Here is a 15113-nt window from a genome sequence, read left to right as displayed (position 1 = left end):
GAGCCAGATCGAGCAATTTTGGAACAAGCTGGGGCGCGAATACGGCGGCTACTTTCCGGAAGGACAAATACCGGAACTCAGTCAAATGATGTTTCCGGAAGGGAAGCCCTGGAGTGTTTCCCAGGCGCTCGGAGGACTCGCGCGGTACTTCCTTCACGAGCTGCTGTACAGCGGCAAGCTCGTCGTGACGATCGTGCTGCTCGCCGTGTTCGCGATGATCCTGGAACGATGCAAAACGCGTTCGAGCGGAACGCGGTCAGCCGGGTCGCCTATTCGATCGCGTACATCGTGCTCCTCATCATCGCCGTCAACAGCTTCCGCAGCGCCACGGCCTACGCGGAGGAAGCGATCAGCGGCATGGTGCAGTTCATGCTGGCGATGGTCCCGCTGCTGCTGACGCTGCTTGCCGGTTCGGGAGGGGTCACGACCGTCGCGGTCATGCATCCGCTGATCGTGTTCATGATTCACTCGATCGGCACGCTCATTCACCTGGTCGTCTTTCCGCTGCTGTTCTTTTCCGCCGTCCTGCATTTGGCCAGCGCCGTGTCGGACCGGTACAAGGTGACGCAGCTCGCCAATTTGCTTCGCAGCGTCAGCGTCAGCATGCTGGGCATCCTGCTCACGTTGTTTCTCGGCGTTCTTTCGGTTCAGGGGGCGACCGGGGCGGTGGCGGACGGGATCGTGCTCAAGACGACCAAGTTCGTCACGGGAAATTTCGTGCCCGTCGTCGGCAGAATGTTTTCCGACGCGGGGATACCGTTTTGTCGGCCAGCCTGCTCGTCAAAAACGGTCGGACTTACGGGAGTCATCATTTTGCTCTTTCTGTGCGCGTTCCCGGCGATCAAGATTTTGACGCTGGCGCTGATTTACAACTTGTCGGCAGCCGTTTTGCAGCCGCTCGGGGACTCGCCGATCGCGGGCTGCCTGCAAACGATCGGGAAAACGCTCATTTACGTCTTTGCCGCGCTGGCTTCGGTCGGGCTGATGTTCTTCCTTGCCGTGACGATTATTTTGACGGCGGGCAACGCTTCGGTGATGCTGCGCTGACGACGCGGGAGGTGAACGCATGATCGACGCGCTGGCCAAGTGGCTTCAGCAAATCATCGCCGTCGTGCTGCTCGCTTCGCTCGCCGACCTTCTGTTGCCGAACCGGGTGATGCAGCGCTATGTCCGGCTCGTCGCGGGATTGTTCATTCTGCTGACGATGGTGACGCCGCTCCTGCAATGGATACGCGGCGATTTCGGGGAACGGCTGGCGATGGGGATCGAATCGGCAAGCCGCTCGCCGGAGTCGTCGGCGGACGAGCTGGCCCGCATCCGGGAAGACGGCGAGCGGCTGCAGGCGGTGTGGGCGGAGCGGGCGGCAACGCTCGCGACGGATCGGCTTGCCGGGGAGATCGAGCGCGAAGTGGAACGGGAACAAGGGGTGGACGTCCGCCGGGTGGAGGTGGACGTCGAAACGACGCCGGAAGGCAGCGGGTTGCGGGGATAACGCTCGTTCTCGCCGCCCCCGCCGAGCCTGCCGGCCCGGCATCGTCGCCGGGCAGAGGCATTGCGGAAGTGGAGCCGGTAGCGCCCGTCGACGTCCGGATCGGGACGGACGAGTTGCCCGTCTTCGCCGAAAACGGAGCGGGCGTCGAACCGGAACAAGCTTCCCCGGAACGGCTTGAGGGCGAATCGGAGGCCGACAGCCGGACGAGGCAAAAGATTGCCGCGCAGCTCGCCGCGCGGTGGGGGGTTTCGGCCGACCGCATCGCGGTCGTGACGGAGGCCGGCGGCGGAAATTCGGGATAAGGGGGTGTTCCATGGCAAAATGGCTGCAGCAGTTGGAAACGTTCATCGGAGGAGGACCGGGAGGACCGCGCCGGGTCAAGGCGTTCCGCTGGCTCGTGCTGATTGGGCTCATCGGAGCCGCCCTCATTCTCGTCGCCAATCTCCTCAACGTGAAGACGATCGATCCGTCGGGCGACAAAGATTACGCTCCGCTGGGCGACAACGATTCGCCCGAGCAGCAGACGATGACCGCGGGAGCGGCCCGGGTCGACGATCCGTTCGTCGAAATCGAAACGACGCTGGAAACCCGGCTGAAGGAGATGCTCGAAAACATGGTCGGCGTCGGGACGGCGGACGTGATGGTTACCGTGGAATCGACGGAGGAGACGGTCGTTCAGCAGAACGAACGGGATACGTCGACGATTACCGAAGAGTCCGACCGCAACGGGGCCAAGCGGCACATTACCGACGTGACGAGGGACGGCCAGGTCGTCCTGTACGAAGTGTCGGGCAGCCAGACGCCGATCGTGGTCAAGAAAAATCAAGCCTCGCGTCCGGGCGTGCTGATCGTAGCCAAAGGCGGGGAAAACGCCACCGTGCACAAGCTGATCGCCGAAGCGGTTTCCGGGGACTGGACGTCCCGATCCACCGGATATCGGTCGTTCCGCGCAAGCAATAAGGAGACGAAATAAACGCACAATCGAATAACGCAGCCCATCCGGGGCGGTTCAAAAAAAGCCCAAAATCCAAGGAGGCAAGGAGAGCCATTGAACAACAAAAGGCAAACGATTTGGCTGGTGTCGATGCTCAGTTTGATGTCATTCTGTCGGCATACTACCTGTTTACGGAGGACGTCAATCCGGCCGGACAGACGGCCGACCAGGCCGCGGGTATGCCCAGGCGGATCCCGAAGCGGCGTGGAAATCACGCAGTCGACGGAGCATACGGCGATGAAACCGAAGCCGGGGCCTCCCCGTCGCCTCTCCCGATTCGCAAACGGGCGCGAAGAGCCTTCCGAATCCGGCGATCCGGCTTCCGGGAGCAGCCGTCGCCGGAAGCGGGAAGCGCGGCGAAGAGTCGGCGGCGGAACCCGAAACGGGCGTCCGGAGACGAAGCCGTGCTGAACGGAATGAACAACAATTTGGCGGCAGGGAATATATCGATCGGATCGCGCTTGAAAGATTGGAAAATTACTCGCAGAGCAGGAACGGCTGAACGCGATTATCGCCGACAGCAAAAACACGACGCCCGAGGAAGCCCAGTCCGCGATGGAGGAGCTGAGCCGGCTCGACGCGATCGAAGAGCGGATGACTTCCCTGGAGGAAAAGTTGGTCGCCACCTACGGCAACGTCGTCGTGGAAGAGGAAGAAAGCAACTACAAGGTGGTTGTTCAGGCCGACAAGCTGGAGAAGGACGAAGCCGTAACCATCGTCGAGCTTGCCATGAAGGAGCTGGAGGTTTCGCCCGACAGGCTGACCGTGCAATACATTCCTTGAACGAACGGCGCGCTGCGGCAAAGAGTTCGGCCATAAGGCCGGACTCTTTCCATTTCAGTCGAATGTGATATAATAACTTCGTTATGGGAACGAACAAGCATGGCCTGCAAAGGAACCCCGAACCAAGGAGTGTCCGAGACAATGTTTAAACTTAGCGAAATCAAAGAACTGATCAAATTGGTGGATCAAACGTCCGTTCAAGAGCTGGAAATCGAAAACGAAGGGGCAAGGCTCGCCATTCGCAAACCGGGCCGGACCGAAGTCGTCAACGTGCAAACGGCTCCGGCGGCACATACATACTTGCCCGCGGCGGCATCCGCGCCGGCCGCGGCGCCCGCCCAAGCGGCGGCTTCCCCGGAAGCGCCCAAGAGCGAGTCTTCCGAACGCGAAGGCCTGCACAAGATCGTTTCCCGATGGTGGGAACGTTCTATCGGGCTCCTTCTCCCGATGCCCCGAGCTTCGTCAATGCCGGCGACAAGGTGACCGAGAAGACGGTCGTTTGCATTTTGGAAGCGATGAAGCTGATGAATCCGCTGGAAGCGGAAGTGAAAGGCGAGATCGTCGAGATTCTGTAGAGAACGGACAATTGGTCGAGTACGGCCAACCGCTGTTCCTCGTCAGACCGGAATAAAGGATTTCCGGCTTTCGAGCGTCAACTGGTATCAACGAAGGGGATCTCCTGTTTTGAAAATCCATAAAATTTTGGTGGCCAACCGCGGCGAGATTGCCGTCCGCATTATCCGGGCGTGCCGGGAGCTCGGAATTTCGACCGTCGCGGTCTATTCCGAAGCCGACCGCGAATCGCTGCACGTCCGCTTGGCCGACGAAGCGTACTGCATCGGTCCGACGGCCTCCAAAGACAGCTATTTGAACTTGACCAACATTATGAGCGTGGCTACGCTGACGGAATGCGACGCGATTCATCCGGGCTACGGCTTCCTGTCGGAGAACGCCGACTTCGCGGATATTTGCGAAAGCTGCAACATCACGTTCATCGGCCCTTCCGCCGAAGCGATCAGTCGGATGGGCGACAAGTCCGTGGCGAAGCAGACGATGAAGGAGGCCGACGTTCCGGTCATCCCGGGTTCCGACGGCCTGGTCGAGGATCTGGACGAAGCCGTCCGGGTAGCGCGCGAGATCGGGTATCCGGTCATCATCAAGGCGACGGCCGGTGGCGGCGGGCGCGGCATTCGCCTTGCGGACGACGAAGAAATGCTCGTTCGCGAGATTACGACCGCCCAGCAGGAAGCCCAGAAGGCGTTCGGCAATTCCGGCGTCTATATCGAGAAATATTTGACCGGCATGAAGCACGTCGAAATTCAGGTCATCGCCGACAAGCACGGCAACGTCGTTCACCTCGGCGAACGGGACTGCTCGGTGCAGCGCCGGCGCCAGAAGCTCGTCGAGGAAGCGCCGTGCCCGGTCATGACGCCGGCCCTCCGCGAACGGATGGGGCAAGCCGCCGTACGGGCGGCCAAAGCCGTCGACTATTGCGGCGCGGGCACGATCGAGTTTTTGCTGGGTCCCGACGGCCAATTTTATTTTATGAAATGAATACCCGCATCCAGGTCGAACACCCCGTCACCGAAATGATCACGGGCGTCGACCTGATCAAGGAAATGATCTCGGTCGCGAAGGAGCGCCTCTTTCCTTTGCGCAGGAAGACGTCAAATGGGACGGTTGGGCGTTCGAATTCCGGATCAATGCGGAAGATCCGGAACGCAATTTCATGCCGTCTCCGGGGCGCGTCGGCTTTTATTTGCCGCCCGGCGGTCCCGGCGTGCGCGTGGACAGCGGCGCTTACACCCACTACACGATCTCGCCGCATTACGATTCGATGATCGCGAAGCTGATCGTCTGGGCGCCGACGCGCGGCGAAGCGATCGCTCGCGGACGGAGGGCCCTCGCGGAGTTTTTCGTGGAAGGGGTCAAAACGACGATCCCTTTTCATCTGAAGCTGCTGGATCATCCCCTGTTCCAAAAAGGCACGTTCGATATCAAGTTTCTCGAAGAACACGATATCTATGATCCCGGTTTGTCATAATCAACGCGCAATGCTATAGTATGAATAATAAAGAGGTGCATGGCCCAATCCGGCATGACGGCCCAGCCGCCATGCCGAGGCTGCCGGCGCCTCTGACAGCCGATGCTTGGGCGAAGAGCCGTACCATTTTGAAGGAGGTGGATTCACGATGGAAACATTGGTGACCGATTACGAACGCACGGAAATGGGTACCATTCAAATCGCGCCGGAAGTCATCGAGGTGATCGCCGGTCTCGCGACGGTCGAAGTGGAAGGCGTTGCCGGAATGAGCGGCGGTATCTCCTCCGGAATTGCGGAACTTCTCGGACGCAAAAATTTGTCCAAAGGCGTGAAAGTCGAAGTCGGCCAGCGCGAAGCGGCGGTCGACGTCAATATCGTCGTCGAATATGGCAGGCGCATTCCCGAAATCGCGGCTGAAATTCAGCGCAACGTCAAGCGTTCGATCGAAACGATGACGGGGCTGAACGTGGTGGAAGTGAATGTACATATTCACGACGTTCATTTCAAAACTCCGGAGAAACCGGAAGAAGACGATTCGCATGCGCGTGTCCGATAGCGCCCCCCGGGATTCCCTGAGGTAAGCGATTACCGGAATGCGGATGACGGCGCCGTAGCGGCCGAACCCAGGGGGAGGCCGAGCTTCGGCGCCTTTTCGTAAGGCGGGGCATACGCGCGTCGAGACTGGAGGAGACTGTCGTTGATTAGAATGCTGGACAGGCTGCTGTTATTTTTATACACGCTGGCGGTGGGCGCCGCTTCCGTAATCGCCGTCGTCGTCGCGCTGGGCGGCTTCGATACGGAATGGCTGAAGCAGTTCGTCGAGGAGGCCGCGGGAGGCTACGGGCGGTTCAGGCATCGGTCATCGCGGTCGGCGTCGTGCTGTTTTTGATCAGCTTCCGGCTGTTCGTCGTTTCGTTTCGGCGCACCGGCGGCTCGTCCGAGTCGATCACTCAGCGCACCGAGCACGGAGATATTCGCATTTCGGTCGAGACGATCGAGAATTTGGCGCTCAAGGCCGCATCCCGTTCCCGGGCGTCAAGGATTTGCGCGCGCGGGTCCGCGCTTCCGAATCCGGCCTGCAAATCATGATCCGCGCTTTCGTCGACGGGGAAAACTCCATTCCTTCGATATCCGAAGAAATGCAAAAAGCCGTATCCGAACATTTGGAGCAGACGACCGGAATTCCCGTTTCCGAGGTTTCCGTCTTTATCGCCAACGTGACGCAGTCGCCGACCACGTATAAAAGCCGAGTGGAATAGGGGGACGGCCGCCCATGTGGAAAGAATGGCTGGAAGCCTACGGAGGACGGGCGCTTGGCATTTTGGCGGACTTTTTTGCGCGGTCATCTATTTAATTAGCGGATTTTGGGATATGCTGTTTTGTATATTGCTTGTCGGTTTGGGATATGGAATCGGATATAACAAAGACAAGAAGCGGGCCCTCTGCTGCCGTGGGACCGGCTGGTCTCCTGGATGTCCGATCGGTGGCCGTGGCCGCGCTGATTCGCAAGCCGTGAAGCCTTCTTGCCCGAAGCGGCGCCTCGCGCCGCCATCCCGTTTCGGGATCGGGCGGGACGGCTCGTCGTTTTTTCTGAATGCTATTTCGGTTGGCCCAAAAAACAAGTTGTCGAAGCGGGAGGATTCATGAAGCGCAGATTGGCAAGGGAAATTGCGGTGCAGAGCCTGTACCAGATGGAAATGAACGGCGTGGACGCGCAGGCCGCGGTGGAGACCGTTCTGACGGAAGCGCGCGAAGAAAACGAAATCGGCGCGAACGTCGAAGACGTCGGCGCGGTCGACGGGTTTACCCGCGAGCTGGTAAAGGGCGTTACGGCCCACCGGGAAGAAATCGACCGCTCGCTGGCCCGGTATTTGACCGATGGCAGGTGGATCGCCTGTCGCGGTGGACCGCCAGATTTTGCGGCTTGCGGCTTTCGAGCTCGCCCACCGGAAGGAAGTGCCTCCGAAGGTTGTCGTAAACGAAGCGATCGAGCTGGCGAAGCGCTTCGGCACGGACGAATCCGGCAAATTCGTCAACGGCGTGCTCGGACGCATGCTGCGCGAGACGGGGGCGGAAAGCCGGAATCCGCAAAAGATCCGAAGCCCGAATTCGAAACGAATGGCGAGGAGGAACCGCAATGAGCGCAAAGCTGATCGAAGGCAAAAAATTTCCGACCAAATCCGGGCGGAAATCAAAGACGAAGTCGCAAAGCTGAAAAGTTCGGGCATTCAACCGGGGCTTGCCGTCATTCTGGTCGGGGAAGATCCGGCGTCCCAGGTTACGTTCGCAATAAGGCGAAAGCTTGCGAAGATCTCGGCTTTTATTCCGAGGTGCACCGCCTTTCCGCGGAGACCTCGCAAGCGGAATTGCTGGAGCTGATCGGCCGGTTGAACGCCCAAGACAGCGTGCACGGCATTCTCGTGCAGCTGCCGCTGCCGAAGCATATCGAGGAGAAGGCGGTCATCGACGCGATCGCGGTCGAAAAGGACGTGGACGGCTTTCATCCGGTCAGCGTCGGCAATATGGTCATCGGAGACGACGCCTTGCTGCCTTGCACGCCGGCGGGCGTTATCGAGCTGCTGAAGCGGACGGGCAACTCTCCCGCCGGCAAGCATGCGGTCGTCATCGACGCAGCAACATCGTGGGCAAGCCGGTTTCGCTCCTGCTGCTTCGGGAGCATGCGACGGTGACGATTTGCCATTCGCGCACGCCGAATCTGGCGGAAGTTTCCCGCCAAGCCGATATCGTCGTGGCGGCGGTCGGCGTTCCGAAGCTGGTCAAAGGCGACTGGATCAAGCCCGGAGCCGTCGTGATCGACGTCGGCGTCAACCGGCTGCCTGACGGCAAGCTGTGCGGCGACGTGGATTTTGCCGAAGCTTCCGAAGTTGCGGGCTGGATTACGCCGGTTCCGGGAGGCGTCGGGCCGATGACGATTACGATGCTGATGAAAATACGCTGAAAGCGGCATTGGGCAAAGCCAAGTAAACGAAATACAGACGCAAACGGTCGCGTTCGAAGCCAAGGAGAGGAGGCGGCGCGTTTGGAGCCTTCGCGCGTGCTGAGCATCCGCGATGTGAACCGGTACATCAAGCTGAAGCTGGAAGGAGACGCCAAGCTTCAGATATATGGATCCGGGGGGAAATCTCGAATTCACCCATCATTCGAGCGGACATATGTACTTTACGCTCAAGGACGAAAGCGGCAGACTGAAAAGCATCATGTTCGGCTCGTACAATCAGCGGCTGCCCTTCCGGCCGAAGGACGCATGAAGGTGCTGGCGAGAGGCGGGTGTCCGTCTTCGAGCGGGACGGCCAGTACCAGTTTTACGTTACGGCGATGCAGCCGGACGGCGTCGGCAGCCTTTATCTCGCTTTCGAGCAGTTGAAGCGGAAGCTTGGCGAGGAAGGCTTGTTTTCCGAGGCGGTCAAGCGGCCGATTCCCCGATACCCGAAAGCGATCGGCGTTATTACGTCGCCGACGGGGGCGGCGGTGCGGGATATTATCATTACCCTGCAAAGGCGGTTCGCGTCCGTCCCGGTGCTTCTCTATCCGGCATCGGTCCAGGGAAGGCGGCGGCGGCCTCGATCGTGCAGGCGATCGAGGCGATGAATCGTCTCGGCGAGGCGACGTCCTGATCGTGGGCCGCGGGGGCGGATCGCTCGAAGAGCTTTGGGCGTTCAACGAGGAAATCGTCGCCCGAGCCATTCGCGCGTCGGCCATTCCCGTCATTTCGGCGGTCGGCCACGAAACGGATTTCACGATCGCCGACTTCGTCGCCGATTTGCGCGCGCCGACGCCGACCGCGGCCGCGGAGCTCGCGGTTCCGCACGCGGCGGAGCTGCGCCAGACGATCGAGTCGCTGCGGCGGCGAATGGACAAATCGCTGCGCTTTAAGCTTGTCCATTCGCGGGAACGCTGGCAGCGCGCGGCCAAGTCGCCGTATTTTTTGCAGCCGAAGCGGGCGTTGCTCTCGCAGGCCGAACGGCTCGACCGGCTGCGGGATCGGCTGCAGTTCCGCGCCGAGGGGCGATTCGCCCGGTCGCAAGAGCGGCTTGCGCGGCTGGCGGGCCGGTTGTCGGCCGCAAGCCCGCGGGCGCAAGCGTCGTTCGCGCGCAAGCGGGCCGATGCGGCTGCGGCCAGGCTGTCGCAGTCGATGCGAAGCGTGCTGCGCGAACGGCAAAGCGGCTTCGGCGCGCTCGTTCGCCAGCTTGACGCGCTCAGCCCGCTCAAAATTATGGGCAGAGGCTACAGTCTCGTCTATGACGAACAGGAAGAAGCTATCATTCGTTCGATAGAGGAAGTTCAGCCGGGAGACCGGGTCAAAGTCCGCTTGGCGACGGAACGCTGGATTGCCAAGTATGGGGATTGCAGGAGGAGGGAGTCGGGAATGAGCCTTAAACCGGAACGGGAAACGGCAGGCGCGGAAACGGCGGCGAGCGCGGATGCCGCGCAGGCTATTTCCTTCGAGGAAGCGATGGAGAAGCTGGAGGAAATCGTGGCCCGCCTCGAGCATTCGGACGTCCCGCTGGAAACCGCCATCGAGCTTTATCAGCAGGGAATCGCATTGTCCAGGCTTTGCGGCAGAAGCTCGAACAAGTGGAAAAAAGGATCGAAATGCTGATGGAGGACGAAACCGGATTTCAGCGCAAGCCGTTCGCGCCTTTGCAGGGCGAGGCCGAAGCGGATAAAGGAGAGTAGCGGAAGTGACGGTATCTGGCAACATCGAAGCGTATATCAAGGCTTTGCGAGAACGCGTCGAAGAACGGCTTCGCGAAGCGATACCGGCCGAATGGCGCATTCCGGCCCCGCTGAGGGACGCGGCCGTTTACTCGCTGGAAGCCGGGGGCAAGCGCCTGCGGCCGATATTGGTTTTGGCGTCGGCGGAAAGCGTCGGCGGCGACGAGGGGATCCACGCCAGGGCGATGCCGTTTGCCGTCGCCGTCGAAATGATCCACACCTACTCGCTCATTCACGACGACTTGCCGGCGATGGATAACGACGATTTTCGCCGCGGACGTCCGACCAACCACAAAGTGTTCGGAGAGGCGATGGCGATTCTCGCCGGCGACGGGTTGCTGACGCACGCCTTCTTCGTCGCTTCGCAGGCGGCTTCTTTGGGCGTTCCGGCAGACCGGGCGCTCGCCGTCGTTTCGGAGCTGGCCCGGTTTGCGGGACTTTCGGGCATGGTCGGCGGCCAAGCGAGCGATATGCTGGGAGAGCAGGGAATCACCTCGCTCGAGGAGCTCGAGTCGATCCATTTGCACAAGACAAGCGACCTGATCGCGTTTCGTTGCGGGCGGGGGGCACGCGGCCGAAGCGGAAGCCGACAAGCTGGCGGCGCTCGAGCTGTTCGGCCGCAATATCGGCCTCGCCTTCCAAATTCAGGACGATATTTTGGACGTGATCGGCGACGAGGGGAAACTGGGCAAACCGCTGAAAAGCGATGAGCGCCAAGGCAAAGTGACGTACCCGTTTCTGCTTGGGCTGGACGCGAGCCGGGAGCGCGTGTCCCGTCTTACGGAAGAGGCGATCGAGGCGGTAATGGCCGCGGGTTTTGCCAAGCCGGAATTGCTGGCCGGCATCGCGCGCTCCATCATGAATCGGGATCACTAGCCGTTGCACCGGTTTAAAAGAATTTGCGCTTTATCCGGACTGCCCGGCGAGCGGATGTCGACGTTGTCGACGCGCCGGGGCGGTCTTTTTTTTGGCCGTGCCGAGCGCCCATGGATGAGGATCCTTGCCTTTGACGGCTAACGCCAGTCGGGGGCGGAAAACGGCAGGTGATCGTTTTTGCGTGCAATCGCCGAACTCACGCCGAATTCACCCGGAACCCTTTCGAACCTTTGAGGATACACAAACTTCCACCCCAACTTGCGAACTAGAAACCGGGCCGGATCCTCGCGCCAATCTTGAATTAAAGTTTCCGAACCGAAGTATTCAACCCGTACAAATAAACACTTCGCCTTGCAGCAAAATCCCGGAACGATTTTCACGGTTAAACGTATGGAATGGGATACCATAACCGCAGCGGACCGTCGCGGGGCTTGCGTCCGCATTTCGTCAAGATCTGCCAAGCTTGGCCCCGTATTGGGCATTTGTCTGCCGCATGTGTTATAATGATATCAAATTTTGTAACGTACACGGACTTATCCGGGAAAGCGGGGAACTCCATTGCTGCTCGACCGTATCGACAGCCCATCTGATCTTAAGCAGCTTTCCTTAGCCGAGCTGCCTCAGTTGGCGCAAGAAATCCGCCAGTTTTTAATCGAAAATTTATCCGCGACCGGCGGGCATCTCGCGCCGAATTTGGGCGTCGTCGAATTGACGCTCGCGCTCCATTATTTGTACGACAGCCCGCGGGACAAATTCATTTTCGACGTCGGCCATCAGGCCTACGTTCATAAAATTTAACCGGCCGCAAAGACCGCTTCGGCACGCTGCGCCAGAAGGACGGCCTGTGCGGCTTCGTCAAGCGTTCCGAAAGCGAGCATGACGTATGGGAAGCCGGGCACAGCAGCACTTCGCTGTCGGCCGCGGCCGGCATGGCTCTTGCGCGCGACTTGAAGGGCGAAAGCAACAAAGTGATCGCCGTGATCGGGGACGGCGCGCTGACCGGGGCATGGCGCTCGAAGCGATGAACCATATCGGTCACGAGAAGCGCAATCTGATCGTCGTCCTGAACGACAACGAGATGTCGATCGCGCCGAACGTAGGCGCTCTGCACAACTACTTGGGCAAGGTTCGTTCCGACAAAACCTATCGCAAAGCGAAGGACGAATTCGAAACGCTCGTCCGCAAAATTCCCGCCATCGGCGGCAAGCTGGCCAAGACGGCCGAACGGCTCAAGGACAGCCTGAAATATTTGGTTGTCCCGGGATGCTGTCGAGGAATTCGGGCTCAAATATTTCGGGCCGGTCGACGGCCACGATATCGAGAAGCTGGTCGAGGCGTTTCATCAAGCCGAGAAGGTGAACGGTCCGGTTCTCATTCACATCCTCACGATCAAGGGCAAAGGATATTCGCCCGCGGAAGCGGATTCGTTCAAATGGCACGGCATCACGCCGTACAGATCGAATCCGGACAAGTCGTCAAGTCGGTCGGACCTCCCGTTTATACAGACGTCTTCGGCAAAACGCTGATCGAACTCGCGGAGCGGGACGACCGCATCTTGGCGATTACCCCGGCCATGCCGGGAGGTTCCGGACTGCTCGGTTTCGCGGAACGCTTCCCGAACCGGATGTTCGACGTCGGCATCGCGGAGCAACATGCCGCCACGATGGCCGCAGCCATGGCGCTGGAAGGCATGAAGCCGGTATTCGCCGTCTATTCGACGTTCCTGCAGCGCGCCTATGACCAGGTAGTGCACGATATTTGCCGCCAGAAACTGAACGTGGTGTTCGCGATCGACCGGGCCGGCTTTGTCGGCGCAGACGGGGAGACGCACCAAGGCGTGTACGATATCGCATTCTTGCGGCATATTCCGAATATGGTCATCATGATGCCGAAGGACGAGAATGAGCTGCGGCACATGCTCAAGACCGCGGTCGAATACGAGGACGGCCCGATCGCCGTCCGTTATCCGAGGATCAACGGACTTGGCGTCCCGATGGATCCGAGCTTCGGCCGATCCCGATCGGCAGCTGGGAAACGGTTCGCGACGGGGATTACGCCGCCATCATCGCGATCGGCCGATGGTTCAAGTCGCGGAAGAAGCCGCGGAACTGCTGAAGCGCGAAGGCATTCAGGCCCGGGTCGTGAACGCCCGCTTCGTCAAACCGCTGACGAGGAGATGCTGCTCTCCTTGGCCAAGGAAAACATCCCGCTGCTCGTGCTCGAAGAGGATCGGAGCAAGGGGACTGGCGGCGCCATTCTCGAGTTTTACGCATTGGCGGGCCAGCAGCACATCTCGGTGGGCATGCTCGGCGTTCCCGACCGTTTCATCGAGCACGCGACGATCAAGGAACAGCGGGCCGAAGTCGGGCTGACGCCCGAAAACGTCGCGCAGGAGCTGCGCAAGCGCGTCGTCCGCAAGCGCCAGAGAGCGACGTGATGAACGTACCCGTCAAGGAACGGCTCGACGTTTTGCTTGTGGAGTTAGGCTATTTCGAAAGTCGCGAAAAGGCGAAGGCGGCGATTATGGCGGGGCTCGTTCAAGTCGGCACGGAGCGCGTCGACAAGGCGGGGACGAAGGTGCCGCGCGACGCCGCCATCGTCGTCAAAGGAGCGCCCCATCCGTATGTCAGCCGCGGGGGCTCAAGCTCGAGAAAGCGATCCGATTTTTCGGGCTCGATTTGAAGGATGCGGTTATGCTCGACATCGGCGCCTCCACCGGAGGGTTTACCGATTGCGCGCTTCAGAACGGCGCGGCATTCGTCTACGCGGTGGATGTCGGTACAACCAACTGGACTGGTCGCTGCGCCAGGACGAGCGGGTCCGGGTCATGGAACGGACGAATTCCGTCATATGACCGCGGACCAGTTGGACGGCCGGCGCCGGCATTTGCGACGATCGACGTTTCGTTCATCTCGCTGAAGCTGATTTTGCCGACGCTGGCCGAGCTGCTTCAGTCCGGCGGCGGGACGGTCGCGCTCATCAAGCCCCAATTCGAGGCAGGCCGCGAGCAAGTAGGCAAATCCGGCGTCGTCGGGATCCGGGCGTTCACGAATCGGTGCTGATCGAAGTGCTGGCTCACGCGGAGAAGCTTGGATTTCGGCTGCAAGGGCTGACCTATTCCCCGATTACCGGGGGCGAAGGCAACATCGAATTTTTGGCCTATTGGCGGCTTGAAGCGAACGCTTCGGAAACGTTAGAGACGAAAGTTCTCCGGATTCCGTTCCGTCGCTCGTTCGCTCGGTCGTGGACGAGGCCTCGAACGCTTTTCACCGCAAAGTTGATCTTAGCACGAAATAAGCAAGGGAACATCTGTCCGGAGCTGCCGAAGAACGGCCGGATCGAATAACCGGTTCTCGCGGGCATGCTCCGTTTTTGCGTTCCTTCGCGGAAAAAAGGAATTCAGGGCTTGCGGCGCGAACTACGATTAGATGCGGCGAACCTCCAGGAACTCGACAATCGATAACGCCGACGTTCGATGCGGAGGGGAGCGATCGTGGAGCGGTTCGGCGATTGCTGTTGTTTTTGACGGTTGCGGGGCTGCTGGTCTGGTGGCTGGCGAGGCGGCTGCATTTGTGCTGTTAGAGCCGCCCAGCGCCAGGCTTCGGAAGCTCGCGCATGCGGGAGAAGTGGAACCGGCCGATGCGGGTAACGCTGCTGGAAGAGCACGGTTACGAGGTGTTGTCCGGCAAGCATCGCATTCCGCTTCGCGTGACCGTCGACGACTTTCCTTCGCAGCCTACGCGCCTTATTTCGATTATTTGGCCAAAAAGGATCAACAATACTATTTAGGGCTTGCGAACGGGTCACATTTTACGGTGACACGAGCAACGAACTGCGAGCCTCGACAATAGCCATTGCAAAACGGGCAAAAAGAGAACCCGGAGTCTCTTTTCGAGGTTCATCACCAGCAGTTGCAGCCCGATTACGGTCTCGCTGGTCGTCTGAAGGTGCGCTCGAATACGGCCAAGCCCATAGCTGCGCTTGCCTTCACCGAACTTGCCCTCCACCGCATTGCGCGCGGCTGCATCCGCTTTGGCGATTTTCTTTTGCTCCTGTTGATCGGCGGATGACGGACGCCCCAATTGCGGTCCGCTCAGTCGAATCCTTCTCCTTGCAGAAGCGCAAGTTGTCCGCGTGCGGTAAATCTGATCGGCCAGCACCGCTTTGGGATAATAGCCGAATCGAGC

Annotated in this window: 14 protein-coding genes and 10 pseudogenes; 23 read left to right on the top strand and 1 reads right to left on the bottom strand. The window is 60.0% G+C overall.

Annotation, left to right across the window (positions count from 1 at the left end; translation table 11 throughout):
* Positions 1 to 85 precede the first annotated feature (85 nt).
* The 23 genes and pseudogenes from spoIIIAE (at position 86) to JW799_RS00010 (ending at position 14715) form a co-directional block, all read left to right on the top strand.
* Positions 86 to 1047, top strand: a pseudogene (gene spoIIIAE / locus JW799_RS00100) (stage III sporulation protein AE).
* A gap of 19 nt (positions 1048 to 1066) precedes the next feature.
* Positions 1067 to 1492, top strand: coding sequence for a stage III sporulation protein AF (gene spoIIIAF, locus JW799_RS00095; RefSeq protein WP_205428165.1), 426 nt, complete (start codon positions 1067 to 1069; stop codon positions 1490 to 1492).
* Positions 1493 to 1560: 68 nt separating this feature from the next.
* The gene (locus JW799_RS00090) at positions 1561 to 1794 is read left to right on the top strand and encodes a hypothetical protein (RefSeq protein WP_205428164.1); all 234 of its coding nucleotides are present in this window, start codon (positions 1561 to 1563) and stop codon (positions 1792 to 1794) included.
* 11 nt (positions 1795 to 1805) lie between these two features.
* Entirely contained in the window at positions 1806 to 2465 is a 660-nt protein-coding gene (locus JW799_RS00085) for a stage III sporulation protein AG (protein WP_338026178.1), read from the top strand.
* Positions 2466 to 2540: 75 nt separating this feature from the next.
* A pseudogene (locus JW799_RS28100) lies at positions 2541 to 2638 on the top strand (SpoIIIAH-like family protein); the annotation flags it as partial.
* 52 nt (positions 2639 to 2690) lie between these two features.
* Entirely contained in the window at positions 2691 to 2897 is a 207-nt protein-coding gene (locus tag JW799_RS00080; RefSeq protein WP_205428163.1) for a hypothetical protein, read from the top strand.
* Positions 2898 to 2954: 57 nt separating this feature from the next.
* Positions 2955 to 3269, top strand: coding sequence for a SpoIIIAH-like family protein (locus JW799_RS00075; protein WP_205428166.1), 315 nt, complete (start codon positions 2955 to 2957; stop codon positions 3267 to 3269).
* A 141-nt stretch (positions 3270 to 3410) separates the two neighbouring features.
* Positions 3411 to 3900: pseudogene (gene accB / locus JW799_RS00070) on the top strand (acetyl-CoA carboxylase biotin carboxyl carrier protein).
* Between the two features lie 53 nt (positions 3901 to 3953).
* Positions 3954 to 5313 (top strand): annotated as a pseudogene (accC, locus tag JW799_RS00065) (acetyl-CoA carboxylase biotin carboxylase subunit).
* A 148-nt stretch (positions 5314 to 5461) separates the two neighbouring features.
* Entirely contained in the window at positions 5462 to 5869 is a 408-nt protein-coding gene (locus JW799_RS00060; protein ID WP_080838365.1) for an Asp23/Gls24 family envelope stress response protein, read from the top strand.
* Between the two features lie 141 nt (positions 5870 to 6010).
* Positions 6011 to 6572 (top strand): annotated as a pseudogene (gene amaP / locus JW799_RS29875) (alkaline shock response membrane anchor protein AmaP).
* Between the two features lie 25 nt (positions 6573 to 6597).
* Positions 6598 to 6960 carry a DUF2273 domain-containing protein gene (locus tag JW799_RS29870; RefSeq protein WP_420830593.1) on the top strand — a complete coding sequence of 121 codons (363 nt, stop codon included), beginning with the start codon at positions 6598 to 6600 and terminating at the stop codon, positions 6958 to 6960.
* Positions 6957 to 7377, top strand: a pseudogene (gene nusB / locus JW799_RS00045) (transcription antitermination factor NusB); the annotation flags it as partial. The gene JW799_RS29870 and the pseudogene nusB, both read left to right, overlap by 4 nt.
* Positions 7366 to 8003 (top strand): annotated as a pseudogene (locus JW799_RS00040) (bifunctional 5,10-methylenetetrahydrofolate dehydrogenase/5,10-methenyltetrahydrofolate cyclohydrolase). The pseudogenes nusB and JW799_RS00040, both read left to right, overlap by 12 nt.
* Positions 8000 to 8272, top strand: coding sequence for a hypothetical protein (locus tag JW799_RS30385; protein WP_476695924.1), 273 nt, complete (start codon positions 8000 to 8002; stop codon positions 8270 to 8272). The pseudogene JW799_RS00040 and the gene JW799_RS30385 overlap by 4 nt, the downstream one beginning before the upstream one ends.
* 81 nt (positions 8273 to 8353) lie before the next feature.
* Positions 8354 to 9711: pseudogene (gene xseA, locus JW799_RS00035) on the top strand (exodeoxyribonuclease VII large subunit).
* A complete protein-coding gene (xseB, locus tag JW799_RS29865) occupies positions 9701 to 9934 on the top strand; it encodes an exodeoxyribonuclease VII small subunit (RefSeq protein WP_420830592.1) in 234 nt (77 codons plus the stop codon). The pseudogene xseA and the gene xseB overlap by 11 nt, the downstream one beginning before the upstream one ends.
* 82 nt (positions 9935 to 10016) lie before the next feature.
* Positions 10017 to 10926: pseudogene (locus JW799_RS00025) on the top strand (polyprenyl synthetase family protein).
* A 558-nt stretch (positions 10927 to 11484) separates the two neighbouring features.
* Positions 11485 to 13363, top strand: a pseudogene (dxs, locus tag JW799_RS00020) (1-deoxy-D-xylulose-5-phosphate synthase).
* A complete protein-coding gene (locus JW799_RS28090; RefSeq protein ID WP_240353091.1) occupies positions 13363 to 13608 on the top strand; it encodes a S4 domain-containing protein in 246 nt (81 codons plus the stop codon). The pseudogene dxs and the gene JW799_RS28090 overlap by 1 nt, the downstream one beginning before the upstream one ends.
* 11 nt (positions 13609 to 13619) lie before the next feature.
* Positions 13620 to 13988, top strand: a complete 369-nt coding sequence (locus JW799_RS28085; protein ID WP_240353090.1) for an SAM-dependent methyltransferase — start codon at positions 13620 to 13622, stop codon at positions 13986 to 13988.
* Positions 13982 to 14272 carry a hypothetical protein gene (locus JW799_RS28080; protein ID WP_240353089.1) on the top strand — a complete coding sequence of 97 codons (291 nt, stop codon included), beginning with the start codon at positions 13982 to 13984 and terminating at the stop codon, positions 14270 to 14272. Before JW799_RS28085 ends, JW799_RS28080 begins: the two co-directional genes overlap by 7 nt.
* Positions 14273 to 14541: 269 nt before the next feature.
* Complete coding sequence (locus JW799_RS00010; protein ID WP_205428162.1) at positions 14542 to 14715, top strand: hypothetical protein; 174 nt, start codon at positions 14542 to 14544, stop codon at positions 14713 to 14715.
* A gap of 14 nt (positions 14716 to 14729) precedes the next feature.
* On the opposite strand, the gene JW799_RS00005 is transcribed toward JW799_RS00010, so the two are convergent.
* A partial coding sequence (locus tag JW799_RS00005; protein WP_205428161.1) for a transposase occupies positions 14730 to 15113 on the bottom strand: 384 nt, incomplete at its 5' end.

Source organism: Cohnella algarum (assembly GCF_016937515.1).
In the GTDB taxonomy this organism is placed as follows: domain Bacteria; phylum Bacillota; class Bacilli; order Paenibacillales; family Paenibacillaceae; genus Cohnella; species Cohnella algarum.
This window is presented reverse-complemented; position numbering and strand designations above follow the sequence as displayed.

What these genes read in the sequence shown, in the direction of transcription:
- spoIIIAF (WP_205428165.1), top strand. Translation starts at nt 1,067, where the DNA reads ATGATCGACGCGCTGGCCAAGTGGCTTCAGCAAATCATCGCCGTCGTG.
- JW799_RS00085 (WP_338026178.1), top strand. Translation starts at nt 1,806, where the DNA reads ATGGCAAAATGGCTGCAGCAGTTGGAAACGTTCATCGGAGGAGGACCG.
- JW799_RS00060 (WP_080838365.1), top strand. Translation starts at nt 5,462, where the DNA reads ATGGAAACATTGGTGACCGATTACGAACGCACGGAAATGGGTACCATT.
- JW799_RS29870 (WP_420830593.1), top strand. Translation starts at nt 6,598, where the DNA reads ATGGCTGGAAGCCTACGGAGGACGGGCGCTTGGCATTTTGGCGGACTT.
- xseB (WP_420830592.1), top strand. Translation starts at nt 9,701, where the DNA reads ATGAGCCTTAAACCGGAACGGGAAACGGCAGGCGCGGAAACGGCGGCG.
- JW799_RS28090 (WP_240353091.1), top strand. Translation starts at nt 13,363, where the DNA reads ATGAACGTACCCGTCAAGGAACGGCTCGACGTTTTGCTTGTGGAGTTA.
- JW799_RS28085 (WP_240353090.1), top strand. Translation starts at nt 13,620, where the DNA reads ATGCTCGACATCGGCGCCTCCACCGGAGGGTTTACCGATTGCGCGCTT.
- JW799_RS00010 (WP_205428162.1), top strand. Translation starts at nt 14,542, where the DNA reads ATGCGGGAGAAGTGGAACCGGCCGATGCGGGTAACGCTGCTGGAAGAG.